The 25,281-nt window shown below is 72.6% G+C and carries 23 protein-coding genes and 1 pseudogene; 12 read left to right on the top strand and 12 right to left on the bottom strand.

Features of this window, described 5'->3' with window-relative positions:
• Nucleotides 1-9: 9 nt before the first annotated feature.
• The 6 genes from ABGB11_RS38745 to ABGB11_RS38770 form a co-directional block, all read right to left on the bottom strand.
• Nucleotides 10-384: a metalloregulator ArsR/SmtB family transcription factor gene (locus tag ABGB11_RS38745; protein WP_347640492.1), complete on the bottom strand. Its 375-nt coding sequence runs from the start codon at nt 382-384 to the stop codon at nt 10-12.
• Nucleotides 381-839, bottom strand: coding sequence for an SRPBCC domain-containing protein (locus ABGB11_RS38750; RefSeq protein ID WP_347640493.1), 459 nt, complete (start codon nt 837-839; stop codon nt 381-383). Before ABGB11_RS38750 ends, ABGB11_RS38745 begins: the two co-directional genes overlap by 4 nt.
• Nucleotides 840-937: 98 nt before the next feature.
• Nucleotides 938-1,339: a hypothetical protein gene (locus ABGB11_RS38755; protein WP_347640494.1), complete on the bottom strand. Its 402-nt coding sequence runs from the start codon at nt 1,337-1,339 to the stop codon at nt 938-940.
• A gap of 15 nt (nt 1,340-1,354) precedes the next feature.
• Nucleotides 1,355-2,668 (bottom strand): amidase, encoded by a 1,314-nt coding sequence (locus ABGB11_RS38760; RefSeq protein ID WP_347640495.1) that lies wholly within the window; start codon nt 2,666-2,668, stop codon nt 1,355-1,357.
• A complete protein-coding gene (locus ABGB11_RS38765; RefSeq protein WP_347640496.1) occupies nt 2,665-3,837 on the bottom strand; it encodes a hypothetical protein in 1,173 nt (390 codons plus the stop codon). The genes ABGB11_RS38760 and ABGB11_RS38765 overlap by 4 nt, the downstream gene beginning before the upstream one ends.
• 4 nt (nt 3,838-3,841) lie before the next feature.
• Nucleotides 3,842-4,753 (bottom strand): nitrilase family protein, encoded by a 912-nt coding sequence (locus ABGB11_RS38770; RefSeq protein WP_347640497.1) that lies wholly within the window; start codon nt 4,751-4,753, stop codon nt 3,842-3,844.
• Nucleotides 4,754-4,914: 161 nt separating this feature from the next.
• Between ABGB11_RS38770 and ABGB11_RS38775 the strand changes: the two genes are divergently transcribed.
• Together ABGB11_RS38775 and ABGB11_RS38780 are read left to right on the top strand one after the other, a co-directional pair.
• On the top strand, nt 4,915-5,358 hold the full coding sequence (locus tag ABGB11_RS38775) for a helix-turn-helix domain-containing protein (protein WP_347640498.1): 444 nt from the start codon (nt 4,915-4,917) through the stop codon (nt 5,356-5,358).
• Nucleotides 5,359-5,498: 140 nt separating this feature from the next.
• Nucleotides 5,499-6,524 (top strand): annotated as a pseudogene (locus ABGB11_RS38780) (peroxidase family protein); the annotation flags it as partial.
• 51 nt (nt 6,525-6,575) lie between these two features.
• Here the strand turns inward: ABGB11_RS38780 and ABGB11_RS38785 are convergent.
• Both ABGB11_RS38785 and ABGB11_RS38790 read right to left on the bottom strand, forming a co-directional pair.
• Nucleotides 6,576-7,793, bottom strand: a complete 1,218-nt coding sequence (locus tag ABGB11_RS38785) for a hypothetical protein (RefSeq protein ID WP_347640499.1) — start codon at nt 7,791-7,793, stop codon at nt 6,576-6,578.
• Nucleotides 7,786-9,135, bottom strand: coding sequence for a family 43 glycosylhydrolase (locus ABGB11_RS38790; protein WP_347640500.1), 1,350 nt, complete (start codon nt 9,133-9,135; stop codon nt 7,786-7,788). Before ABGB11_RS38790 ends, ABGB11_RS38785 begins: the two co-directional genes overlap by 8 nt.
• Before the next feature lie 198 nt (nt 9,136-9,333).
• Here ABGB11_RS38790 and ABGB11_RS38795 point away from each other — a divergent pair, with 198 nt between their 5' ends.
• The 7 genes from ABGB11_RS38795 to galT are packed head-to-tail and all read left to right on the top strand — an operon-like array spanning nt 9,334 to nt 16,876.
• A complete protein-coding gene (locus tag ABGB11_RS38795) occupies nt 9,334-10,665 on the top strand; it encodes an ROK family transcriptional regulator (RefSeq protein WP_347640501.1) in 1,332 nt (443 codons plus the stop codon).
• Nucleotides 10,649-11,488 carry an ABC transporter permease gene (locus tag ABGB11_RS38800; protein ID WP_347640502.1) on the top strand — a complete coding sequence of 280 codons (840 nt, stop codon included), beginning with the start codon at nt 10,649-10,651 and terminating at the stop codon, nt 11,486-11,488. The genes ABGB11_RS38795 and ABGB11_RS38800 overlap by 17 nt, the downstream gene beginning before the upstream one ends.
• Nucleotides 11,485-12,303, top strand: a complete 819-nt coding sequence (locus ABGB11_RS38805) for an ABC transporter ATP-binding protein (protein WP_347640503.1) — start codon at nt 11,485-11,487, stop codon at nt 12,301-12,303. The genes ABGB11_RS38800 and ABGB11_RS38805 overlap by 4 nt, the downstream gene beginning before the upstream one ends.
• A 16-nt stretch (nt 12,304-12,319) precedes the next feature.
• On the top strand, nt 12,320-13,315 hold the full coding sequence (locus tag ABGB11_RS38810; RefSeq protein ID WP_347640504.1) for an aliphatic sulfonate ABC transporter substrate-binding protein: 996 nt from the start codon (nt 12,320-12,322) through the stop codon (nt 13,313-13,315).
• A complete protein-coding gene (locus ABGB11_RS38815; RefSeq protein WP_347640505.1) occupies nt 13,312-14,817 on the top strand; it encodes a sulfatase-like hydrolase/transferase in 1,506 nt (501 codons plus the stop codon). Before ABGB11_RS38810 ends, ABGB11_RS38815 begins: the two co-directional genes overlap by 4 nt.
• A complete protein-coding gene (locus ABGB11_RS38820) occupies nt 14,814-15,797 on the top strand; it encodes a formylglycine-generating enzyme family protein (RefSeq protein WP_347640506.1) in 984 nt (327 codons plus the stop codon). The genes ABGB11_RS38815 and ABGB11_RS38820 overlap by 4 nt, the downstream gene beginning before the upstream one ends.
• A complete protein-coding gene (galT, locus tag ABGB11_RS38825) occupies nt 15,794-16,876 on the top strand; it encodes a galactose-1-phosphate uridylyltransferase (protein ID WP_347640507.1) in 1,083 nt (360 codons plus the stop codon). The genes ABGB11_RS38820 and galT overlap by 4 nt, the downstream gene beginning before the upstream one ends.
• 5 nt (nt 16,877-16,881) lie before the next feature.
• Here galT and ABGB11_RS38830 read toward each other — a convergent pair whose 3' ends face one another.
• The 3 genes from ABGB11_RS38830 to ABGB11_RS38840 are packed head-to-tail and all read right to left on the bottom strand — an operon-like array spanning nt 16,882 to nt 21,865.
• Complete coding sequence (locus tag ABGB11_RS38830) at nt 16,882-18,612, bottom strand: ABC transporter ATP-binding protein (RefSeq protein ID WP_347640508.1); 1,731 nt, start codon at nt 18,610-18,612, stop codon at nt 16,882-16,884.
• Nucleotides 18,612-20,408 carry an ABC transporter ATP-binding protein gene (locus ABGB11_RS38835; RefSeq protein WP_347640509.1) on the bottom strand — a complete coding sequence of 599 codons (1,797 nt, stop codon included), beginning with the start codon at nt 20,406-20,408 and terminating at the stop codon, nt 18,612-18,614. The genes ABGB11_RS38830 and ABGB11_RS38835 overlap by 1 nt, the downstream gene beginning before the upstream one ends.
• Entirely contained in the window at nt 20,405-21,865 is a 1,461-nt protein-coding gene (locus tag ABGB11_RS38840; RefSeq protein WP_347640510.1) for an MFS transporter, read from the bottom strand. The genes ABGB11_RS38835 and ABGB11_RS38840 overlap by 4 nt, the downstream gene beginning before the upstream one ends.
• A 165-nt stretch (nt 21,866-22,030) precedes the next feature.
• Between ABGB11_RS38840 and ABGB11_RS38845 the strand changes: the two genes are divergently transcribed.
• The gene (locus ABGB11_RS38845; protein WP_347640511.1) at nt 22,031-23,173 is read left to right on the top strand and encodes a sensor histidine kinase; all 1,143 of its coding nucleotides are present in this window, start codon (nt 22,031-22,033) and stop codon (nt 23,171-23,173) included.
• Nucleotides 23,170-23,829 (top strand): response regulator transcription factor, encoded by a 660-nt coding sequence (locus ABGB11_RS38850; protein WP_347640512.1) that lies wholly within the window; start codon nt 23,170-23,172, stop codon nt 23,827-23,829. The genes ABGB11_RS38845 and ABGB11_RS38850 overlap by 4 nt, the downstream gene beginning before the upstream one ends.
• A gap of 224 nt (nt 23,830-24,053) precedes the next feature.
• Here the strand turns inward: ABGB11_RS38850 and ABGB11_RS38855 are convergent, their stop codons facing one another.
• Nucleotides 24,054-24,233 (bottom strand): hypothetical protein, encoded by a 180-nt coding sequence (locus ABGB11_RS38855; protein WP_347640513.1) that lies wholly within the window; start codon nt 24,231-24,233, stop codon nt 24,054-24,056.
• Nucleotides 24,234-24,242: 9 nt separating this feature from the next.
• Between ABGB11_RS38855 and ABGB11_RS38860 the strand changes: the two genes are divergently transcribed.
• Nucleotides 24,243-25,281 (top strand): ATP-binding protein (locus ABGB11_RS38860; protein WP_347640514.1); only part of this gene is annotated, 1,039 nt, incomplete at its 3' end.

Raw genomic sequence — 25,281 nt, forward strand, 5'->3', positions numbered from 1 at the left:
TCCAGCCGGTCAGTGCTCGTCGCTGGTCTGCTGCTCGTTCCCGGTCTTGGTGTCCTTGTCGTGCTGGATCGCCTCGGCGATGCTCCGGATGCGCCGCAGCCGGGCGTCCCAGGCGCCGCCGACCTCGGCCAGCTGCGCGGCCGCGCGGGCGAGCCGGGCCTGGTCGACGCGGTACCGCCGCTGGCGTCCGGCGGTGGCGGCGTGCACCAGCCCGGCCCGGTCGAGGACGGCCAGGTGCTTCGCCACCGCCTGGCGGGTCACCGGCAGGTGCTCGCTCAGGCTGGTCGCCGTCCCGCCGCCCTCGCTCAGCAGCAGGTCGAGCATCCGGCGCCGGGTCGGGTCGCCGATCGCCGCCCACAGCGCGTCGTCCACGGCCGCGGTCATGAGCCCGCGGCCACCCGTGCGGCGTACCCCGGCAGCCGCGGAAGGAACAGGTCCCACCCGGCGACGTGCGCCCGGTACTCCTCGGCGATCTTCGCTTCCGTCCAGCCGCGCTCGCGGAAGCCGCTCTCGGTCATCCGCAGCAGCGTCCCGGTCCCGGCGGTCTCGATCTCGAAGACCACCAGCATCGAGTTGCCCGGGGCGGCCTGCTCCCCCTTCCGGTGGGTCCACCGGAAGGAGAACAGCCGCGGCGGGACGGCCTCGACGACCGTGAACTGCATCCACTCGCGGTTCTGCGGGTCGCCGAAGCCGATCCGGCCCGCTTCCCCGGGGACGGCCGGGAACTCCGCCTCGTCCGGCCACCACTCGCGCAGGTGCCGGGGGCTGCTCACCACCTCGAAGACCACCTCGGGCGAGGCCTCGATGTGGATCTCCCGTTCGATGGATTCGTACTCCATGCCCATCCTTTGCAACCTTTGGTTGCGCATCACTCTAGCCCGCCGGACAGTGACACGCAACCATTGGTTGCATCAGGAGGGCGCCGCCCTCGTCCCCGTCAGCCCGTTGGACGTTCGTCGCCCTGCCAGTCCTTGTTGAACCCGCCGAGGTGCGGGTGGTACATCTCGTCGCCGCTGTGCTGGGTGAACTCGACCTTCAACCACAAGGAGTCGAGGTCGAAGGTCTCCACGCAGGCGTCGATGAGGGCTTGGGCCAGCAGGGCCCGCGTCTCGGGCGGGCGGCCCTTCCGGATGTCGCACATGATCAGCGCGGAGGGCGTGGGCGGGCCGGACTCGTGGCAGCGCCACACCCCGCCGCGTCCGAGGTCGTGGATCGAGACGGTGAGCAGATCCATGCCGACCTGCATGATCTCCCCGTAGATGGCGCCGATGCGCTGTGCGAGCGCCCGCTTGGTGTCCTCGTCGGCGACCAGCGGCAGGTCGACCTGGATCGATGGCATGAGGGTCCCTTCGGGTCAGACGGCCGGGAGCCGCAGGTTTTCGAGCGCTCGGGCGGCGGCGAAGAGCAGCCCTTCCTTGCCCGGCGACGTGACGAGCTGCACGGCGACCGGCAGCCCGTCCAGGCGGCCCGCGGGGACGCTGATCGCCGGCGAGCCCGTCAGGTTCCACGGGCTGGTCAGGGAGAGCAGCGCCGCCCGGACCTCCAGGTCGGTGCCGTCGACGGTGACGTTGCGCGCGTCGACGGGCGGCGCCACGATCGGCACGGTCGGCAGGGCCAGCACGTCGAACGTCGACAGCAGGTCGCCGACCACCGCCCGGAGCTCCCGGCGCACCTCGTCGGCCTCGGCGTAGAGACGATCGGAGATCCCGCGTCCCCGGTGGAGTCGCACGAGCACCTCGCGGTCGACGAGGTCCTCGTCCGCGGCCAGGTGGTGCTCGTGCACCTGGAACGCCTCCTTGCCCTGGAGGGTGGAGAGGACGTCGAACAGGTCCCACTTGGCGAAGCCCTCGACGACATCGACGTCGAAGGCCCTGCTCACGAACCGGTGCGTCAGCTCCTCGATCCGCCGGTCCGTCACGGCGACGGACTCGGGCGGGACCCAGCCGACGGAGACGCGGTCCAGGGCGGCGACCGGGAGGACGGGCCGGTCGGTCAGCGCCTGGTGGCCGATCAGCGCGTCTTCGGACGTGGCCGCGAAGACCCCGACGTGGTCGAGGGACGGCGCCAGCGGGTACACGCCCTCGGTCGAAACGGCGTCGAAGGCGGGCTTGAAGCCGACGACGCCGCAGAGCGCGGCGGGCACCCGGATCGACCCGGCCGTGTCGGTGCCCAGCGTGAGCGGCACCATGCCGGCGGCGACCGCGACGGCGCTGCCGCCGCTGCTGCCGCCGGACATCCGGCCGGGGTCCTCCGGGTTGCGCGAGGGGCCGTGGACGGACCGGTCGCCGGTCGCGCCGTAGGCGAACTCGTGCAGGGTCGTCTTCCCGACGATCACGGCTCCGGCGTCGCGCAGCCGCCGCACGGCCTCGGCGTCCTTCGCGGCGACGCCGCCGAACGCCGTGGCCGATCCGCAGGTGGTCGGCAGACCGGCCATGTCGATGAGGTCCTTCACCGCCACCGGGATGCCGTGCAGCGGCCCCCGGTCGATGCCCGCGGCGAGTTGCTCGTCGGCCTCGCGCGCCGCCGCGCGGGCCCCTTCTTCATCGATGAGGACGAAGGCGTTCAGCGTGGGATCGAGCTCGCGCGCGCGGCGCAACGCCGCCTCGGTCAGCTCCCGGGCGGTGGTCTCCCGCCGGCGCAGGGCGCGAGCGGATTCTGCGATGGTCATGAGGCGATTCCAGGGATGAGGCGGAACACGGCGACGATCAGCGCCGTGGAGACGGTCATGGAGGCGACGTTGCCGATGAACGGGTGGAAGCTCGCCGGCAGGCGGGCCGAGATCGCCGCCGCCATGGGCGGCGCGACCAGCGCCCCGGCCAGTGCGCCGAGCACGACGGACTGCCACGTCCCTCCGAAGACGAGCACGGTGGCCGGAGCGACGGAGACGACCGGCACGAAGGTCGGGTAGAAGCCGCGCGCCTCCCAGCGCCCGCGCCAGACCACCACGCCCGCGACCGCGGTGAGGACCTGTCCGGCGAGGACCTCCGGGAACAGGCCGGATCCGTACGCGGTACCGGACGGATCGATCAGATGGGACAGGACGGCTCCGAGGATCAGCGCGGCGCTCGCCCACTCGTTGCCGAAGAACTGCGCCTCGGAGAAGTCGGCCAGCGCGCGGCGCGGCACCCACAGGAGCAGATGCCCGCGGCGTCCCGGCGCCGGATCGGGGTCCGTCCGCCAGGCGCCGGGCGCCGGCATCCACGGAAGGCGGCCGCAGAGCCAGAACGCGATGATCGCGCCGCCCCACATCCCCGTGGTCGCGCCGACCACGGGCGGCAGGTCGAGCGGGCCCGTGACGTGCCCGACGGTGAGGATCGCGATCGGCGGGGTCAGCAGGGCCCCGAGGACGGTGGCCGACAGGGCCACCCTCCATCCGGGCCCGTAGAGGACGACGATCGCCGGTGCGACGGAGACCAGCGGCACGAACAGGGGCTGCCAGCCACCGGGGACGAGGGTCCACCCCCAGGCGAGGTTGCCCAGCAGCAGGCCGGCGAGGGCGCTTCCGGCGGCCCAGGCCCACAGGCCCGTCCCGCAGGCCTGGACGAACCCCTGCCACCGCCACGATCGCCGGTGGGCGACATGGCCGGCCAGGCCCCCGGCGAGCAGGAGCGCGCCCGCCGGGGCGACCGCGTAGAACTGCGGCTCGCTGATGGACCCGACCAGCCAGGACGCGAGCCGGCCGGCGTCGGTGCGGTCGCCGCTCCACTCCTGCCGGCTCGCGGCCCGGGTGAGCGTCCAGCCGGCGAGCACCGCCAGCAGGGCGCCGGTCAGCCCGGCGCCCAGGCGGGCGGTCCTTCGCGGGACGGCGGCGTCGGCCTTCCCGCGGACGGTCGCCATCACGTCACCTCGGCAGCGGGGCGCGGTCGCGGTAGCCGAGCATCTGGTCGTACAGGTCGGTGCGGCGATCCCGGTGGAGATCGTTCAGCTGGTTCCAGATCGGGGCCGTCCGCGCGGACGTCAGGTCGACGTCGGCGTAGATGATGGTGTCCTCGTCAGGACCGGCGATCCGGTCGATCGGCCAGCCGTTCGTCCCGGCGATGAGCGAGTTGCCCATGAACCCCGCGCCGCGCTCCTCGCCGATCCGGTCCGCGGTGGCGATGAAGACGTTGTTGGCGTGGGCGGCCGTGATGGTCAGGTACGCGGCCATGCACACGCCGCTGGCGTCGTACAGGGGCGGCGGCGTCCACACCCAGCCGGTGGGGATGCAGATGATGTCCGCGCCCATCTGGGCCACGATCCGCGCCGTCTCGGGGAACCAGATGTCCCAGCAGACGAGCAGTCCGATCCGGCCGATCCGGGTGTCGAACACCGAGAAACCCTCGTCGCCCGGGGTGAACCACAGCTTCTCGGTGTTCCACAGGTGGGTCTTGCGGTACCGGCCGATGTAGCCCTCCGGACCGACCAGCACGGCGGTGTCGTAGAGCTTCACGCCGTCCTGTTCGGCCACGCAGCCGACGATGTACACGTTCCGCGCGGCGGCGATCCGCGCGAACATCTCCACGGTGGGCCCGTCCGGCACCGCTTCGGCGTGGGCGTACGCCTCCTCCCGGGTCTCGAAGACGTAACCGGTGGTGGCGAGCTCGGGGAGCACGATCAGGTCGGCTCCCCCGTCCGCCGCCGCCGTCAGCCGCTGCTCGACCGCCAGGGCGTTGGCCTTGAGGTTCTCGACGCCGACCCGCGGCTCGAACTGCACGACCGCGACCCGCGCCGGGCTCACCTTCGGATCGCCGTTTTCCTTCGCCTGTGCCGTCATGACCTGGCCTCCTCCACTGCTGCGCCGTTCCGGTTTCAAGTTGAAACCAGCCTGGCCGCGAGCATAGAGGGTGTGGTTTATACTTGCAACCACTTGGTCAGGGTCGATCCGGTCGGGGCCGACCCGCCGCATCACCTGGGGGGACGCGGATGCCGCGGCGCGTGACGCACGAGCGAGCGGAATGCCCGGTCGCGCGGGCCGTCGACGTCATCGGGGACCGCTGGTCCCTGCTCATCGTCCGGGACGCCTTCGACGGCATCACCAGGTTCAGCGAGTTCCAGAGGAACCTCGGCCTGGCCAAGAACATCCTGTCGTCGCGCCTGCGCGAACTCGTCGCGCACGGGATCCTGGAGGTCGTCCCCGCCGCGGACGGGAGCGCGTACCACGAGTACGCGCTGACCGAGAAGGGCCGGGATCTCTTCGTCATCCTCGTCAGCCTGCGCCAGTGGGGCGAGGACCACCTCTTCGAGGACGCCGAGGAGCACTCGGTCCTGCTCGACGCCAAGACCGAGAGTCCCCTCCAGAAGCTGGAGGTCAAGGACGCCGCCGGCCGCGCCCTGACCTCCACCGGGGCCTTCGTGCGCAAGGTCGGAACGGGGTCGTGAGCCCGGCCCGGCCACAGAGTTGATTATTTCGCAGACTCGACTCATCCAACTCTGCAGGTCAGGGCGGACCGCCTGGCTCGACGACGAGCGCTACAGCGGCGAACGGGAACTGGAGAAGCCGCTGGCCGCGGTGCAGAAAGGACGACCCCGAGGAGTTCGCGGACGCCTTCGCGCGCGCGTGGTTCAAGCTGACCCACCGCGACATGGGCCCGATCCAGCGCTACCTCGGCCCGGAGGTCCCGTCCGAGACGCTGATCTGGCAGGACCCCGTCCCGCCGGTGGACCACGAGCTCGTCGACGCCGCCGACATCGCCGACCTCAAGGAGCAGATCCTCGGCACCGGCCTGTCGGTGTCGCAGCTGGTCGCCACCGCGTGGGCGTCGGCCTCGTCGTTCCGCGGCACCGACAAGCGCGGCGGCGCCAACGGCGCCCGCATCCGGCTGGAGCCGCAGCGGAGCTGGCAGGTCAACGACCCCGACGAGCTGGCCACCGTGCTGCGCACCCTGGAGCGGGTCCAGGAGGAGTTCAACGCCGGGCAGACCGGCGGCAGGCGGATCTCCCTGGCCGACCTCATCGTCCTCGGCGGGTGCGCCGCGGTCGAGCAGGCCGCCAGGGACGCGGGCCACGACATCGAGGTGCCCTTCACGCCGGGACGCACCGACGCGTCGCAGGAGCAGACCGACGTGGAGTCGTTCGAGGTGATGGAGCCGACGCACGACGGGTTCCGCAACTATCTCGCGAAGGGCAACATGCTGCCGGGCGAGTTCCTCCTCGTCGACAGGGCGAACCTGCTCACCCTGAGCGTGCCCGAGATGACGGTCCTCCTCGGCGGCCTGCGCGTCCTCGGCGCGAACCACAAGCGGTCGTCCCTGGGCGTCTTCACCGACGCCCCCGGGACGCTGACGAACGACTTCTTCGTCAACCTGCTCGACATGGGCACGGTGTGGAAGCGGACGTCCGAGGATTCCGAGGTCTACGAGGGCCGCGACGCGTCCGGCGCCGTCCGGTGGACCGCCGGCCGGGCCGACCTCGTCTTCGGGGCCAACGCCGAGCTGCGCGCGGTCGCGGAGGTCTACGCCGGCGACGACGCGAAGGTGGAGTTCGTCCGGGACTTCGTCGCCGCATGGGACAAGATCATGAACCTCGACCGCTACGACCTCGCCTGACCCGTCAGGGCCGTCAGGTCACCGGGTCCTCGACAGGTGGACGGGCCGCGGTCACTGCAAGCGGCGGAAATCGCCGATCCAGGCGTAGCCCGGCGTCGACATGGCCTGGTCGCGGTGCCGCACCGTCAGCGTGGCGAACACGCTGTTGAGCAGCCAGGGCGGCTTGGTCGCGCTCCAGCCGGCCGTCATGGAGGGAATCTGGCGGAAGCCGTATGTCGCCACGGCCAGCCGGCCGGTACTCCGGAACCGCGCCATCTCGTCCCGCAGCATGTGTTTCTTGGACTCGAACCAGGGGCTCTGGGCGAGAAGTTCGTTCCACTTGCGCGCAGGGAAGGGACGTTCGATCGCTTCGCCGATGACCTGCCAGACCTGGGTGCCGGAGGCGTAGTCGTAGCGACGGGCGAAGGCGGCCGGTATCCGGTCGGTCATGTGCTTCTGCCAGTGCCAGACCAGTGAGAACTCGGTGACCAGGAAGGTCTGGCCAGGGCGAAGCCGCGGCAGGGTGTAGTCCAGGAAGTCCTGGATCCGAGCCTCGTCGGGAACGTGCGGATGAAGGTCGACGCCCTCGATCTCGGGCGTCCCGCGCGCGAAGGCGAGGTACCGCTCGACGGCCGGGGTCCGGTTCTGAGGGAGGTCCAGCCGGTTCAGCGCCCCCATGAACAGGTGGGTGGGGCAGTCCGCGCCGCAGAGTTCGGCCCGGGTCTCGATGACATGGCGCGCGACGGTCTCGTAGAACCGGTTGAGCCGCTCGTCACGCTGGGCCGGCAGGCTCTCGATGAACGGCTCGTTGCCGATGGTGATCACGTCGGCCGTCCCGAGCACGAGCGGCAGCACGCTGTCCAGCCGCTTGAGCTCGGCTGCCATCTCCGAACCGCCGGGCTGGGGGAACGGGGTCCCCGACATGGGGAACTTCAGGCTGAGCAGGGTGCGGAACCCCCGGTCGTGAGCACCGCGGATCACCCGGATGGCGTCGCTCCGCGCCGGCGGGACCTGGTCCGCCTCGGGCAGGGCATAGAAGCCGCGAACCCAGCCGGCGCGTGCCTCGCGCAGCTCCCGGTAGTTCAGCTGGTCGAGGTTCTCGTTGTAGTTGGCGCCGAGCGCGCCGAGCGCGGGGAGCGGCTCGACCCCGCCGCCCGCGTCACCGGCCGCGGATGAGCCGAGCGAGCAGGCGGTCAGGGCGGCGAGGACACCGGCGATCGTGAGGATCCGGGTGACGAGGCGGTGACGCGGGACGCGTCGGCTCCGAGGCCGCGAGCGATCGTCAACCATCGATCGCACGGCCCTGGTCGCGGCGCTGGACGTACAGGCGCCCGCCCTCGGGGCCGGTCCATTCCAACCGGACCACCCCGGGCACGGCCGCGTCGGCGACGCGCGCCGGGTCGGCCCAGTAGCCGGCGTTCGGGTTGCGGAAGAACGTCGACCAGGGCCGCCCGGCGGCGTCGGTGAAGAAGTTGTTGTGGCCGGCGCCGACGCCCGCGGTCCACCGCTCCGAGTAGGGGCCCTCGAAGGCGTCCGAGACGGCGACGATCACGTCGTACTGGTACTGCGTGCGGCCGGGGCCGGGCGGGTCGTACGCGTAGCGGGTGCTGCCGTCGGGATTGGCCGACGTCCGGTCCCACGCGGCGTGCAGGAGGTAGTACCTGCCCTGGAACTTGAAGACGTAGGCGCCTTCGAGGTACGGCTCGGGCGAGTAGGGCGTCTGCTGGAACCTCGGGAGGTCGGTCGTCGGGACGATGTCCTCCATGTCGTCGCGGAACTTCGCGTAGAGGTCGTTGTGCAGGACGAGCCACGCGTCGCCGTTCTCGGCGAAGAGGCCGCCGTCGATGTGGTGGTAGGCGCCGGGTTCGATGAAGTTCGGTCCGCCGATGAAGGAGTCGCCGAACGGCTTGTCGTGGTTCCCCTCGACCAGACGGTACGGGCCTTCGATCCCGCCCTCGCTCACCAGCATGAACGAGCCGACCTTGCGGGAGTGGTCGCCCATGCACGCGACGATGTACCACCTTCCGCGGAAGTAGTGCAGCTCGGGCGCCCAGACCTCGCCGCGCTTACCGAACCTGTCGTCGTACCAGTACTCCTGCCACGGCGCGACGACCATGCGTCCGGGCCGGTTCTCGCCGACGAACTCGGGCGACCACACCTTCCCCTTCTCGGCGCCCGGCCGGACCCTGGTGGTGTCGACCAGCCGCCACGGCCCTCGCAGCGAAGGCGACACCCACACGAAGATGCCGTCGTTCCACGGGGCGGCCCGGTCGAGTCCGGGAACGCGCGAGGTCCCGGTGGCGACGTAGAGCGGGCGTCCCTTGACGACGAAGCAGTTGACGTAGGTGTCGCGCATCCAGACCACGCCGCGCTCTCTGTCCCGGGGGCGCAGCTCAAGCGGCAGGACGAAGGAGTTGTCGCGGCGTGGCCACAGGTCCTGCCGGGTGTCGGCGAGGCCGTAGGGCTCGGGGTCGGGCCAGTTCGGCGGGTACCGCCGCTTGGACACGGACTCCGCGGGGGACGCCTGTACGGCGGCGGCGGTCGCGGGCAGCGCGGCCGCCGCGAGGGAGCCTGCGGCACCGATCAGCAGGGACCGCCGGCCGAGGTGCAAACCGTGTTCGGAGCTGGTCATCACTCACTCCTCGTTCGTCGCGCAGGACCCCGGTGGCCCGGCTGGGAGGAGACGTTATAGAGACTCATTCCGTCGGTGAACAGGCGACAGAAAGGTCGTTGGACGCGTGGCGCGACCGGTGCCGGCACCGGTTCGGAAACGCGAGGATCTTTCTGTCGGAGTGTTGACGGAAAAATTGCCCGCTGTCAGCGTTGCCGCATGACGACGTCGGCCGGAGTGCATGCGCTGGTGAGACGCACCCACGAGGAGCGCGTCCTGCGCGTCCTGCGCGAGCACGGCGCGATGAGCCGCGGGCAGATCGCCCTCGCCGTCGGGCTGTCCCGCACCACCCTCTCCGAGATCACCGGCAGCCTGCTGCAGCGCGGCGCCATCGTGGTGGTCGACACCGACGCGGACAGGCGGGAGGGCAGCGGCCGGCCGGCCGAGCGGCTCGCCCTGGACCCCGCCTCCGGGCAGTTCATGGGCGTCGACTTCGGGCACCGGCGGGTGCGCCTGGCGGTCGCGGACGCCTCCCACGAGATCGTCGTGTCCGGGTCGCACCGGTACGACGACGCGCCGTGGCCGGTCCGGCTCGACCTGGCGTTCCAGCTCATCGACCGCCTCAGCGCCGAGTCCGGCGTGCACTACGGGGCGCTGCAGGGCATCGGCATCGGGGTTCCCGGGCCGTACCGCCCGAGCCCGGGCGTGCTCGTGGCGGCTCCGCACGAACCGGCGGCCGACGGCGCGCCCGAGGCGGCGGCGCAGGCCGCGTTCGCGGCGCGGTTCGGGGCACCGGTCATCGTGGACAACAACACCCGGCTGGCCGCGCTCGCGGAGGTCGTCTTCGGCCACGGGTCCGTCGACGACCTTCTCTACCTGCGGATCTCCGACGGGGTCGGCGGTGGGCTGGTGGTCGGCGGGCGGCTGGTCACCGGTTCGTCGGGGCTGGCCGGGGAGCTGGGCCACATCACGGCCGACCCGGACGGGCTGGACTGCCGCTGCGGCAAGCGGGGCTGCGTGGAGACCCTCGCGTCCGTCCCCGCCATCCTGCGGACCTGCCGGGAGCAGGGTCTCGCGGTCGAGGACCTCGGCGGCCTGGCCGCCGCGGTCGAGCGGCGCGACCCGGTCGCCGACCGGGTGCTGCACGCCGCCGGGACCGCCGTCGGCCGGGTGCTGGGCGAGGCGTCCCTGATCCTCAACCCTTCGGACGTCGTCATCGGCGGGGAGATCACCCGGGTGGCGCCCGCGCTGCTCGAACAGGCCGCGGCCACCATCGCGGCCGGGCACTTCCCCGGCGCCCCCCGGCCGGTCGTGCGCCGGGCCGAGCTCTCCGACGACGACGGCGCGCTCGGCGCCCTCGCCGCGCTCTTTCACAGCTCGCCGCTGCTGGCGGCCTATCCGGAGGCCGCCGAGGCGGGTCCCGGCGGCTCCGGGCCGATCGAGCGCGGACGGGTCGAGCGCGCACAGGCCGAGCGTGCACCTGAGCGCGCACAGGTGGAGCGCGCACCGAAGACAGCGAACAGAGGAGTGGGCCATGGCCGTGCTCAGTGACCAGAGCGCCCGGACGGGCCGGAGCGGCGCGGACGCCGCGGCCGGCCGCGGCCGTGCCGGTGCGAGGACGGGGCCGCGACGGCGAGGGGTCTCCCTGCTGCTGAACGGCGTGTCCGTCGGGTTCGGCATCGCCCTGTGGTGGGGGCTCGCCGCGGCGGGCTTCACCCTCCCGACGCCGGCCGAGGTGGTGTCGCAGGCGGGCACGCTCCTCTCGGACGGAACGCTCCAGAAGGACGTCCTCGCCAGCCTGGGCCGCGTCCTCGCCGGGTTCGCCCTCGGGACGGGCCTGGCGATCCCGGTCGGGTTCCTCATGGGGTGGTACGGCCTCGTCCGCGGCCTCGTCGAACCCTGGGTGCAGTTCTTCCGCACCATCCCGCCGCTCGCCATCATCCCGCTCGCCATCGTGCTGATGGGCATCGGCGAGACACCGAAGATCTTCGTCATCTTCCTGGCGGCGTTCCTCGTCTGCGTCATCTCGACGTTCCAGGGCGTGGTGGACGTCGACCGCACCCTGATCAACGCGGCCCGCGTCCTCGGCACCGGGGACGCCGGGATCTTCCTGCGGGTGGTGGTGCCGGCCTCGACCCCGTTCATCCTCGTCGGCATGCGGGTCGGGCTCGGCTCGGCGTGGGCGACGCTGGTCGCCGCCGAGCTCATCGCCGCGCAGGAGGGCCTCGGCTTCCGGATGCAGAACGCGCAGCTCTACTACGACCTGCCCACGATCTTCGTCGGGCTCATCACCATCGGGATCCTCGGCCTGCTCATGGACCGGGTGCTCCTGCTGGCCGAACGCAGGCTCACCGGATGGCAGGAGCGCCGATGACCACCTCGCCGAAGATCTCCGTCCAGGGCGTCAGCAAGACCTTCGCGCTCGGCAAGGACTCCTTCACCGCGCTGGACCGCGTGTCGCTCGACATCGCGGACAACGAGTTCGTCACCGTGGTCGGCCCGTCCGGATGCGGCAAGAGCACGCTGCTCAACATCCTCGCCGGCCTGGAGGAGCCCACGGAGGGGCAGGCCCTCGTGGACGGCTCGGCCGTCTCCGGACCCGGCCCCGAGCGCGGTGTCATCTTCCAGCAGTACGCGCTGTTCCCCTGGCTGACCGTCCGCAAGAACATCGAGTTCGGGCTGAAGACGGCGCGCGTGCCGAAGGCGGAGCGCCGCGAGCGTGCCCAGCGCTTCATCGAGATGGTCGGGCTGGAGCAGTTCGCCGACGCGCTGCCCAAGATGCTGTCCGGCGGGATGCGGCAGCGGTGCGCGATCGCCCGCGCGTACGCCGTGAACCCCTCGATCCTCCTGATGGACGAGCCGTTCGGCGCGCTGGACGCGCTCACCCGCGTGAAGCTCCAGGAGCAGTTGCTCGACACCTGGAGCAAGGAGCAGCGCACCGTCCTGTTCATCACCCACGACGTCGACGAGGCGGTCTTCCTCGCCAACCGCGTCATCGTGATGGCCGCCGACCCCGGCCGCGTCTACGACGTGATCGAGGTCGACCTCCCCTACCCGCGCTCCGAGGAGTTCCGGCTCAGCACGGAGTTCGCCGCGCTGCGCAACCGCGTCTGGCACTCCGTCTACCACCAGGACGGCCGCACGGCCGCCGACTCAAAGCACCCCGTGCCGTCATCGACAACGGCCTGATCTCCGAGGGACGGACATGTCACTGTCACGCAGAATCCCGGCCCCGACCGCCGTCGGCCTGGCCGCCGTGCTGGCGCTCTCCGCCTGCGGCTCCGGCTCCGGCGGCGGTGGAGGCAAGGCGGAGGTCGACTTCGGCTACATCGCCGACTACAACGGCACCAGCCTGCTCGCCGTCGCCGAGGACCAGAAGATCTGGGAGAAGCACGGCCTCGACGTCAAGGCCAAGGTGTTCACCAACGGCCCGCTGCAGATCCAGGCGCTCGGCACGGGCGACCTGGACGTCGGGTACATCGGCCCCGGCGCGTTCTGGCTGCCGGCCTCCGGCCAGGCGAAGATCATCGCGCTCAACACCCTCGGCAACGCCGACCGGGTGATCGCGCAGAGCGGCACCGCGTCCCTGGCGCAGCTGCGGGGCAAGACCGTCGGGGTGCCCGAGGGCACGTCGGGCGACATGATCCTCACCCTCGCGCTCAGGAAGGCGGGCCTCACGAAGAAGGACGTCAAGGTGGTCAACATGGACGCCTCGACCATCGTGTCGGCCTTCTCGTCCAAGAAGATCGACGCCGCGGGCTTCTGGTACCCGGCCATCGCGACGATCAAGAAGCGGGTCCCCGGCCTCACCGAGCTGGCCAAGAACTCCGACTTCGAGTCGCAGATGGCCTTCCCGACCGCGTTCGTCGCGGGCAACAAGTTCGTCTCCGGTGAGAAGGACAAGGCCACGAAGATGATCGCGGCGCTGCGCGAGGCCATGCAGTACCGGACGGCCCACATGGACGAGTCGATCGAGCTCACCGCGAAGATGCTGAAGGTGCCGGTCGACCAGGTGAAGGCCGACGCCGCCAACGTCAAGGTCCTATCGGTCGACGAGCTCGACAGGATGACCAACGACGGCACCATCGGCAAGTGGCTCACGGGGATGAACGGCTACTTCGTCGGCGCGGGCAAGCTGAAGTCGCCCGTCGACCCGAAGACCTACTACACGGGCGACCTCTTCACGGCGGGCGCCAAGTGACGAGCCCGGCGAACATCCTCTTCCTCATGACGGATCAGCACCGGGCGGACACCCTCGGCGCGTACGGCAACCCGCAGGCCGCGACGCCCGTCCTGGACGAGCTGGCCCGGAGCGGCACCCGGTTCGACCGGTGGTACACGCCGACCGCGATCTGCACCCCGGCGCGGGCCAGCCTGCTCACCGGGCAGGCGCCGTTCCGGCACAAGCTGCTCGCCAACCACGAGCGCAACGTCGGCTACATCGAGGACCTCGCCGACGGGCAGTTCACGTTCTCGCAGGCGCTGCGGGAGAAGGGCTACAACTGCGGCCTGATCGGCAAGTGGCATGTCGGCACCGAGAAGACCGCCCGCGACTTCGGCTTCGACGGGCCCGACCTGCCCGGCTGGCACAACCCCGTCGACCATCCCGACTACCTGGCCTACCTCGCCGAGCACGACCTGCCCCCGTACGAGATCTCCGACCGGATCCGCGGCACGCTGCCGAACGGCGGCCCCGGGAACCTGCTCGCCGCCCGGCTGCACCAGCCCGTGGAGGCGACGTTCGAGCACTACCTCGCCACCCGGGCGATCGAGACGCTCGAACGGTACGCCGCCGACGTGCGGGACCAGGAGAAGCCGTTCTTCCTGGCCCTGCACTTCTTCGGGCCCCACCTGCCGTACATCCTGCCGGACGAGTACTTCGACCTCGTCGACCCGTCCGGCATCGAGCTGCCGCGGTCGGTCGCGGAGACCTTCCAGGGCAAGCCGCCGGTCCAGCGGAACTACAGCGCCCACTGGACGTTCGACACCATGCCGATCGAGACCACGCGCAAGCTGATCGCCGTCTACTGGGGATACGTCGCGCTCATCGACCGGCAGATCGGCCGGGTCATGGACGCGATGCGGCGGCTCGGCCTCGCCGGCGACACCGCGGTGTTCTTCACCTGCGACCACGGCGAGTTCACCGGCGCGCACCGGCTGCACGACAAGGGGCCGGCGATGTACGAGGACATCTACCGCACGCCGGGCCTGCTGCGGGTGCCGGGCCGGCCCGGCGGCGTGGTCCGCGACGAGTTCGTGAGCCTGCTCGACTGCACCGCGACGATCCTCGACCTCGCGGGCCTCGACCCCAAGACGGCCGTCGACTCGCGCAGCCTGCTGCCCCTGCTCGGCGGCGAGGACGCCGAGTGGGACGACGACATCGTGTGCGAGTTCCATGGGCACCACTTCCCCTATCCCCAGCGGATGCTCCGCACGGACCGGTACAAGCTGGTGGTGAACCCCGACTCGGTCAACGAGCTCTACGACCTGGAGACGGACCCGGACGAGCTGCTGAACCGGTACGAGCAGCCGGAGATGCGGGACGTCCGCGCGGCCATGATGCGCCGCCTCTACACGGTGCTCCGCGAGCGAGGCGACAACTTCTACCACTGGATGACGTCCATGTACGACGTCGGCGAGGTCGCGTACGACCCCACGCTGAGCGGTCTGGACGAGGCCACCTACCAGAAGGCCGAGCGATGACCGGCGCGGCCGGCCGACCCCGCCGGGAGACGCCGTGCTGCGCACCCACCCTCGTGCACGACGGCCCCCGCGAGCACCGGGAGATCGGCCCGGAAGCGGATCCGGTGCCCCCGCCCGCCGAGCAGTGCCTCGTGCCGGGCGGCCGGTTCCTCATGGGCGACCACCACGGCGACGGCGATCCGGCGGACGGCGAGGTCCCGGTGCACGAGGTCCGCGTCGGGCCGTTCACCATCGACGCCACCGCGGTGACCAACAGCGCCTTCGCGGCGTTCGTCGACGCCACCGGCTACGTCACCGACGCGGAGTCGCACGGCTTCTCCGCCGTGTTCCACCTGGCGCTCGCGGCCCCACCCGAGGACGTGCTGGGCCGGGCCGCCGGCGCGCCCTGGTGGCTCGGCGTCCGCGGCGCGTCCTGGCGGCACCCGGGCGGGCGGTTCAGCGACCTCGAAGGGCTGGACGACCACCCGGTCGTCCACGTGAGCTGGGACGACGCGGTCGCCTACTGCGCCTGGAGCGGGCGGAGACTGCCCACCGAGGCCGAGTGGGAGTGCGCCTCCCGGGGCGGCCTCACCGGTGCCCGGTTCCCCTGGGGGGACGAGCTGATGCCGGACGGCGTGTGGCGCACCAACATCTGGCAGGGCGAGTTCCCGGTGCGCAACACCGCCGAGGACGGCTGGGAGACCACCGCGCCGGTGCGCTCCTTCGAGCCCAACGGCCACGGGCTCTGGCAGACGGTCGGCAACGTCTGGGAATGGTGCTCCGACTGGTTCGACCCCGCCTACTACCGGACCTCGCCGGCCGAGGACCCGCGCGGCCCCGACCGCGGCACGGCGAGGGTGCTGCGCGGCGGCTCCTATCTCTGCCACGACTCCTACTGCAACCGGTACCGCAACGCCGCCCGCTCCTCGAACACACCGGACTCGTCCATGGGGAACGCCGGGTTCCGCACGGTCGCCGCCACCCGTCACGAGGAAGCATGACGCCGCACAAGACCGCCACGACGCTCGCCGACGGGCGGGAGCTGATCTACTTCGACCTCGGCGCCGGTGCGCGGCGGGAGCGGACCGACACGCGGACGCTGCCGCCGGTGAGCACGGCCGCGCAGATGCGCTGGGACCCGCTGCTCGAAGAGTGGGTCATGATGGCGTCGCACCGGCAGGACCGCACGTTCCTGCCACCCGACGACGAGTGCCCGCTCTGCCCCTCAGCGGACGGGCGCCGCACGGAGATCGCCGCGGACGACTACGACGTCGTGGTCTTCGAGAATCGCTTCCCGAGCCTGTCGACCGGCGCGGTCCTGGACGGCGCCGCCGTCGACCATCCGCTGGTGGACGTCCGCCCGGCCGTCGGCCGCTGCGAGGTGGTCTGCTTCTCCAGCGACCACTCCCGCAGGTTCGCCGACCTCGCGCCCGGCCACGCGCGGCTGGTGGTCGACGTGTGGGCGGACCGCACGCTGGCGCTGTCCCGCGTCAAGGGCGTCGAGCAGGTGTTCTGCTTCGAGAGCCGCGGGGAGGAGATCGGCGTGACCCTGTCCCATCCGCACGGGCAGATCTACGCCTACCCGTTCACGACCCCGCGGACGTCGCGCATGCTCCGGGCGGCGGCGCGCCACCGCCGGCGGACCGGCGGCGACCTGCACACCGACGTCCTCGACGCCGAACGCCGGTCCGGCATCCGCGTCGTCGCCGAGAACGAGCACTGGACGGCGTTCGTCCCGGCGGCGGCGCGCTGGCCGATGGAGGTGCACCTCTACCCCCTCCGCAGGGTGAAGTCCATCCCCGACCTCGACGGCGCGGAACGCGACGCGCTGGTGACCATCTACCTGGATCTGCTCGCGCGCCTCGACCGGCTGTACGACAAGCCCCTCCCCTACATCTCGGCGTGGCACCAGGCGCCGGTGGACGACCCCGACGACCTCGCCTACCTGCATCTTCAGCTCTTCTCGATACGGCGCTCCGCGGACAAGCTGAAGTACCTCGCCGGCTCCGAGTCGGGCATGGGCGCCTTCGTCACCGACACCCTCCCCGAGCAGGTGGCCCGCCGCCTGCGCGAGATCTGAGCAGATCAGTCGCCGGCCGCCGGTGATTCCGCCGCCGGTGACAGGGTCAGGTTCCAGAAATCGGCGTAGCGGCCGCCGCGGAGCAGCAGGTCGTCGTGGTCGCCCTCCTCGGCGATCCGGCCGTCGTCCAGGAAGGCGATGCGGTCGGCTCGCCGGACGGTGCGGAGCCGGTGCGCCACCATCACGACGGTCCGGCCGGCCATGAGGTGCTCGATCCCCTCGTGGACGGCGGCCTCGTTGACCGGGTCCAGCGCGGAGGTCACCTCGTCCAGCAGGACGATGGGCGCGTCCTTCAGCAGCGCCCGCGCGATCGAGACGCGCTGGCGCTCGCCGCCGGAGAGCAGGGCCCCGCCCTCGCCGACGTCCGCCGACCAGCCGCCGGGCAGCCGCTCGACCACCTCGTCCAGCCGCGCCGCTGCCGCCGCCGCGCGCACCTCGGCCTCGGTTGCGTCCGGACGCCCGAGCCGCACGTTCTCCTCGATCGTGCCGTCGAAGAGGTAGACGTCCTGGAAGACGATGGCGATCCGCGACATCAGCTCCTCCGTGGAGATGTCGCGCACGTCCACCCCGCCGACGCGCACCGCGCCGCCGTCCACGTCGTGGAACCGCGCGAGGAGCTGGAGCAGGGTGCTCTTGCCGGCGCCCGACGGCCCGACGACGGCGAGCCGCCGCCCCGCCGGGACGGACAGCGACACGCCGTCGAGGACCGTGCGGTCCCCGTGGCGGAAGACGACGGACTCGAACTCCAGGTCGTGCTGCGCCGGCACGATCGGCTCGGAGGGTTCCGGGAGCGGCTCGGTGCGCAGCACCTCCTCCAGCCTGGCCAGTTCGGTGCGCGCGGCGCGAAGCCGGCCCCCGATCTCGGTCAGCGACAGCAGCGGGTCCGCGCAGCGGGCGGCGAGCACGAGGATCGCCAGGACCTCGGCCGCGCCGATGTCCCCGCCGAGCGCGAGGTAGGCGCCGAGGGCGAGCAGCACGGTGAACATCGCCTGCACCGCGAGCGTCAGGCCCAGGGCCCCCGGCAGCGCCGACAGCGTGAGACGGCGGGACGCACGCTCGACGTCGCGCAGCGAGCCGTCGAGCAGCTCGAAGCGTTCGGTGGTCCGTCCGCCGGCGCGCAGGACGGGCTGGGCCTGGAGATATTCGATGACCCGTCCGGTGGCCTCCCGGTCGAGTTCGGCGCGCTCCGCGTCGGCGGCGGCCATCGACCGTCCCGTCCAGGCCTGGATCGCCGCCACGACCGGGACGGCGAGCAGCGCCGCCAGTCCCATCCGCCAGTCGAAGGCGAGCATCACGACGAGGATCGTCAGCGGGGTCACGCCGGCGGAGACCAGCGGGGCCAGCAGGTGGGCGATCACGCTCATCGCCTGCAGCACCCCGCGGCTGGCCAGGACCGACACCTCCCCGACGCGGCCCGGGCGGTGCCAGCCGATCGGGAGCCGGGCCAGATGGTCGCCGAGGCGGCGGTACGTGCCGCGCAGCAGCGTGGTCGCGGCGCGGAACCCGGACAGGTCGCTCACGTAGCGCAGCACCGCGTAGACCGCGACCACCGCCCCGAACGCGGCCAGCCAGGGCCGCGCGTCCGCGGGCGTGCTCCCGAACAGCCCCCGCAGCACGGGGATCAGCAGCGCGTAGGACAAGCCCTCCAGGACCGCGGTCGCCGTCATCAGGGCCAGGGCGCGACGCACGGGACGGGCGTATTCCGGTCCGAGGACGCGCAGCAGCAGGCGGATCATCAGAGCTCCCCTCCTCGCGGGATGCCGTCGTCGTCGGCGACCGCGGACCGGCGGTCGCGCCAGAAGGCCGCGAACCTTCCGTCCCGCGCCAGCAGTTCGGCGGGGGCGCCGTGCTCGGCGATCACCCCGTCCTCCAGCAGCACGACGGCGTCGGCGCCGGCGACCGTCTCCGGGCGATGGGCGATGACCAGCATCGTGCGGTCGTCCCCCAGCGACTCCAAGGCGCGGCGGAGCGCCCGCTCCGTCTGCGGGTCGGCGAAGGCGGTCGCCTCGTCGAGCACCAGGACGGGCGTGTCGGCGAGCAGCGCGCGGGCGATCGAGATCCGCTGCGCCTCGCCGCCCGACAGCCCGGCCTCCTCGCCGATCACGGTGTCGTAGCCGCGCGGCAGTTCGAGGATCCGGTCGTGGACGCCGGCCAGCCGGGCGGCGCGGACGACGGCGTCGAGGCCGGCGTGCGGGACCGCCAGCGCGATGTTGTCGGCGACCGTCGCGCGCAGCAGGTGGACGTCCTGGAAGACGAAGGAGACCGTCCGGTAGAGGTCCCGGCCGCTGATCTCGCGCAGGTCGGCACCGCCCAGGACGACCGAGCCGTGGGTCGGGTCGAAGAACCGCGGCAGCAGCTGGACCAGTGTGGACTTCCCACCGCCCGACGGCCCCACGAGCGCGGTGACCGTCCCCGGCTCCAGCACCAGGTCTATCCCGCGCAGCACCTCGTGGTCGGCGTCGTACCCGAACCGGACGCCGCGCAGCTCCACCCGGTGCCCCCGCGGCACGGCCGGACGCGCGGGCTCCGGAAGCGGGTCGACCGCGAGCACGTCCCGGATCCGGCCGACCGCGCGCCGGGCCGTCTGCATGTCGTCGAACCCGTGGCCGAGCGCCTCCACCGGGGCGGTCAGCCCGAGCCCCAGCAGCAGGAAGGGCAGGAGGTCGGCCGCGGGCATGGCGCCGCCCGTGATCCGGGCCGTCCCGCCGATCAGCACGACCAGCAGCACGAACGGCGGCGACAGCGCCACCTGCATCCCCGCGGCGATCCCGGCGAGGCCGCGGACCATCCGGAAGAAGCGGTCGACGAAGCCGTCCACGGCTTGGAGGAACCTGTCGTGGGCGCGCCGGCCTCCGCCGAACGCCTTGACCACCGCGATGCCCTGCACGAACTCGACGACGGAGTTCGCGATCCCGCCCATGGCCTCGTCGAACTCCCGCTGCTCGCGCAGCCGGGCCGGCGTCATCATGAGCGGGACCAGCGCCACGGCCAGCCCCACCGGGATCAGCGTGATGAGCGTGAGCCGCCAGTCGACGGTGAACAGGTAGGCCAGCGCCACCAGCGGCACCACGAAGGCGGAGATGATCTCGCCGGGGGTGTGGGCGATGAACGGGTGCACGGCGGCCACGTCCTCCCCCACGACCTTCGCCAGCTCGCCGGTCCGGCGCCGGGAGAGCCAGCCGATCGGGGCCCGCCCGAGCCGCGCGGCCAGCAGGCGGCGGAACGCCAACTGCACCCGGCCGTCGAGCAGGTGCCCGATCCCGGACGACGCGGCCGTGAACAGCAGCCGGACGAGCAGGCCGGCCGCGCCCGCGGCCACGACGAGCCGGACGTGGCCGTGGTCGACCGGGCCGGGCGCGAGGAGGGTGCGTCCCAGCTCGACGACCGCGAGCAGCGGCGCCAGGCCCGCGACGGCGCCGAGCACCTGCAGTATGACGACGGCGGCGAACGCCGGTGCGAAGGGCCGCACCAGCCCCGCCACGCCCGGTCCGGCCCCGCGGCCGGTATCGGTGTGGGCATCGGTGACGGTCATGCCGGGGCCTCCGTTGCGAGGTGCTCGGGCTGCGGCGCGGTGCCCGTCCGCCGCAGGACGGTGAGGGCGATGACGACGGCGCCGATCAGCAGCCCGGCGCCGAGCATCATGCCGAGCGCGTACCCGTCGTTGAGCGCCTCGGGCGTGACGGCCCGGCCGGTGCGGTGCTGGGCGGCGGTGCCGAGGCCGGCGAGCCCGAGCGAGGCCCCGATCTGCCGGGAGCTGTTGAGCAGCGCGGAGGCGGTGCCGGTCTCGTGGGCGGCGACGCCCGTGGTGGCGGTGGAGACGACCGGGGCCAGGCAGAGCCCGAAGCCGACGCTGGCGAGCAGCGACGGGCCCAGCGCGTCGGTGAGGTAGGCGCCGTCGGCGTCGATCATCCCGAACCAGGCGAATCCGGCCGCGGTCAGCAGCCCGCCGATGACCAGCAGGGTCCGCGGCGGGAACCGGTAGCCGAGCCGGACGGCCAGCACCGATCCGGCGACGACGCCGAGCGCGAACGGCACGAACTCGATCCCGGTCAGCGCCGGCCCCGTCCCGAGGACCCGCTGCAGGTAGAGGGACATGAAGTAGAACGACGAGGCCATCGCCGCGCCCAGCAGGAGGTTGAAGGTGTTGGCGCCGGTGACCGAGCGGTTGGCGAACAGGCCGAGCCGGATCAGCGGATCGCGGCGGGTGGTCCGCTCGACGGCGACGAACGCGGCCAGCAGCGCGGCGGCGGCCGCCAGGGTCGTCAGCGTGACCGGCGTGGTCCACCCGTACTGGTCGGTGCGGACGACGCCGAACACCAGCAGGGTCATGCCCGCCGTCGCCAGGACGGCGCCGAGGACGTCCGGGCTGCCCCCGCGGGCGGCCGGGGGACCGGCGGCGACGCCCCGCCATGCCAGGGCCAGCGCGACGGCGGCCATCGGAACGTTGACGAACATCACCCAGCGCCAGCCGGCGTATTCGGTGAGCAGGCCGCCGATCAGCACGCCGAGGGCGCCGCCGGCGGCGTTCGTCGCGCTCCAGACCCCGAACGCCCGGACGCGTTCCCGGCCCCCGGGGAACGTCGCGGCGAGCAGCGCCAGCGCGGCCGGGGCCAGCGCGGCCGCCCCGACCCCCTGCGCGGCACGGGCGGCCACCAGGTGGCCGGGCTCCTGGGCGAACCCTCCGGCGAAGGACGCCAGGCCGAACAGGCCGAGCCCGAGCAGCAGGACCCGCTTGCGGCCGTACCGGTCGGCGGCCTTGCCGCCCAGCAGGAGCAGCCCGCCGAAGGTCAGCGCGTACGCGTGGATCACCCAGGTCAGCCCCACCGGGCCGAACCCGAGCCCGGTGGCGATCTGGGGCAGGCCGACGTTCACCACCGACAGGTCGAGCGACACCATGAACTGCACGACGGCCACCGCGGCGAGGGTGAGCCCCGGCCGGGGGGCCGTCCGGGTGACCTCGCTCCGGGCCACCGATTCCTTGACCGTCATGGCGGACATCGTGGTCTCCGGACCGGCCCGCGGTCGTCCTGCGGGGGAAGACATCTCCGCGTGGCACGCGGGGAGTACGGCACGCGCGACTACTTCGCCGGGAGTAGTGCTCTCTTACGACCTGCTGCGGAGGACTCAGCCCGGAAAAGGCTCTAATCTGCACGGATGAGGTTCATCGGCCGGTTGCAGCCGCTCGTCCAGGACGGTCTGCTCGCCGCGGGGATGGCCGTCCTGCTGTCGGTCATCATGCTCTCCACGCCGGACGCGGGCGCGCTGGACTTCGCGGGCGTCCTCGCCGGGTCGCTCGCGCTCGTCGCCTGGCGCCGCGCGCCCCTGGTGGCGCTGGTCGCCAGCGCGGCCTGCATGCTCGCGGTCGCGGCGCACCTCCAGCCGGGTCCGGCGGTCGCCTATCCCGTGATGGTGGCGGTGTTCGCCGCGGTCTGGGCCGGCCACCAGCTGGTGGCGGCGGTGGCGAGCCTGGTCTTCCTCGGGACCGGCTTCGCGGTGAACCTGCCCGGCGCCGAGGGGGCCGGGCAGAACTTCCAGAGCACCTCGCTGCTGGTCGGCTGGTTCGTCGCGGCCGGGGTGGCGGCGACGGTGACCCGGCACCGGCAGGCGTACCTGGAGGAGGCCGAGCAGCGGGCCGCCGAGGCCGAGCGGACCCGCGAGGAGGCGGCCCTGCGCCGCGCGGGCGAGGAGCGGCTGCGCATCGCCCGGGAGCTGCACGACTCCCTCACCCACAGCATCTCGATCATCAAGGTCCAGGCGGGGGTGGCCGTCCACCTGGCGCACCGGCGGGGCGAGGACGTGCCCCCCGCGCTGCTGGCCATCCAGGAGGCCAGCAGCGACGCGATGCGCGAGCTGCGCGCCACCCTGGAGGTCCTGCGCGACCACGACCGCTCCGAGGACGAGCCCGCGGCCAGCGGCCTCGACCGGCTGGACGACCTGGTGGAGCGGGCCCGCTCGACCGGCCTCCCGGTCACGGTGACGGTCTCCGGCACGCCCCGCACGCTGCCCGCCGAGGTGGACCGGGCCGCGTACCGGATCGTCCAGGAGGCGCTCACCAACGTGTCCCGGCACGCCGGCGGGGCGCCCGCGGAGGTGGTCATCGACTACCGGGAGAAGGACCTCGTCGTGCGGATCGACGACCAGGGCAAGGCCGACCCGGACGCGCCGCCCGTCCCCGGCACGGGCCTGCTCGGCATGCGCGAGCGCGTCACGGCGCTCGGCGGCCGGCTGCGGGCCGAGCCCCGTCCCGAGTCCGGGTTCACCGTCCGCGCCGAGCTGCCCCTCGGAGGATCGGCGTGATCCGCGTTCTGCTCGTGGACGACCAGGCGCTCATCCGCGGCGGCTTCCGCGCCCTGCTGGAGATCGAGGACGACATCGAGGTGGTGGCCGAGGCCGCGGACGGCGAGCAGGGCGTCGCGCTCGCCGCCGAGCACCGGCCGGACGTCGCCCTCGTCGACGTCCAGATGCCGGTGATGGACGGCATCGAGGCGACCCGGCGGATCGTCGCCGACGAGCGGCTGGGCGGCGTCCACGTCGTGATCCTCACCAACTACGGCCTGGACGAGTACGTCTTCAACGCGCTGCGCGCCGGCGCCTGCGGGTTCATGGTCAAGGACACCGAGCCCGCCGACCTGGTGCAGGGGGTCCGGGTCGCCGCCCGCGGCGACGCGCTGCTGTCCCCCGCGATCACCCGCCGCCTGATCGGCGAGTACGTCGCCCGCCGCCCCGAGCCCGCGCCCGAGGTCCTCGGCGTGCTGACCAACCGCGAGCGCGAGGTCACCGCGCTGGTGGCCCGGGGCCTGTCCAACGACGAGATCGCCGCGCAGATGGTGATCAGCCCGACGACCGCGAAGACCCACGTCAGCCGGGCGATGACCAAGCTACGCGCCAGGGACCGCGCCCAGCTCGTGGTCTTCGCCTACGAGTCCGGCCTCGTCACCCCGCGCCGCACCTGACGGCGTCACGGCCTCACCCCTCCGCCCGGCCGGCCCGCACCGCGGAGACGCCCGGCGCGTCGAGGTAGCCGGCCACCGAGGCGGGGGCGCCGATCTTCGACTGGGCGAGAGCAAGGTCGGGCGCCCCTTCTGCTCGCGAGAGCCCGGCAAGGAGCGGTCGCCACCTGCGTCCATCGAACGCGGCCTCTTGGGCATGGGCCAGGCGTCGCACGGAATTGCACGGATCAAGACAGTCCCAATACGGCCGCGATAGCCCGGATCAGCTTGCTGACCTGTGGTTTCGCATCCTCCCTCCCGTCCGGTCCGGCGCGGACGGCGTCCGGACGGAATCGGACGATCCCGATCACGCGGCGGCGCGCGGTGCGAGAATGAGGCGCATGGCCGAGGTGGACGATGGTGATCACGGAAGCACCGTGGCGCAGGCACCGCTGAAGGACGGTGAAGCCCGGCGGCCCGATGAAAGAAGAGACGTCTGCCCATATCAAGGTCTGGCGCCGTTCGAGGCCGAGCGGACCGACGTGTTCTTCGGGCGCGTGCAGGCGACCCGCAATCTCGTCGACCGGCTGGGGCCGCGGCTGAAGGAGCGCGGGACGATCCTCCTGGTGTCGGGCGCCTCGGGGGTCGGGAAGTCGTCGCTGCTGCGGGCGGGGCTGCTGCCCGCGCTGGCGGACGGCGCGGTACGGCTCGCCGGATCGGCGCTGTGGCCGCGCCTGCTGATGACGCCGACCGCGACGCCGCTGCGGGCGCTCGCGGAGGCCTGGGGGCGGGCCTTCGGCGGGCCGGTCGAGGCGGTGGACGAGCGGTTGCGCGACGACCCGTGGCACCTTCCGGCCGGGAGCACCGGGCCCGATGCGCCGGACGGCCGGTTCGTGCTGGTGGTCGACCAGTTCGAGGAGCTGTTCACCCTGGTCCCCGACGAGCGGGAGCGGCAGGCGTTCGTGCGGGCGCTGCACGCCATGGCCGAGGGGCCGCGCCGCGCCGGGGTGGTGATCGGCGTCCGCGCGGACTACTGGGACCGGTGCGCGGCCTATCCGCAGTTCGCCGAGGCCATCCAGGACGGCCAGGTCATCGTCGAGCCCATGACGGAGTCGGATCTGCGGCTGGCCGTCACCGGCCCCGCGGCGGCGGCCGGGCTGGAGATCGAGCCCGGTCTGGTGGAGCTGATCCTGAGCGAGCTGGGCGAGGGCCGCACGGCCGAGGACCGCTACGAGCCCGGCGCCCTGCCGCTGCTGTCGCAGGCGCTGCTCAACACGTGGGAGAGGCGCGAGGACGGCCGGCTCACCGTCCGCGGCTACGAGGAGTCGGGCCGGGTCCGCGACTCGGTGCGGCGCACGGCCGACGAGGTGCTCGCGCGGCTGCCTCCGGAGGACCGCAAGACCGCGCTCAGGGTGTTCCGCCGGCTGACGGTGATCACGGCGGGGGGGGGGGGGGGGCGGCGCGCCCCCCCCCCCC

The sequence above is a fragment of the Actinomadura sp. B10D3 genome (assembly GCF_039871695.1).
Taxonomy (GTDB): domain Bacteria; phylum Actinomycetota; class Actinomycetes; order Streptosporangiales; family Streptosporangiaceae; genus Spirillospora; species Spirillospora madurae.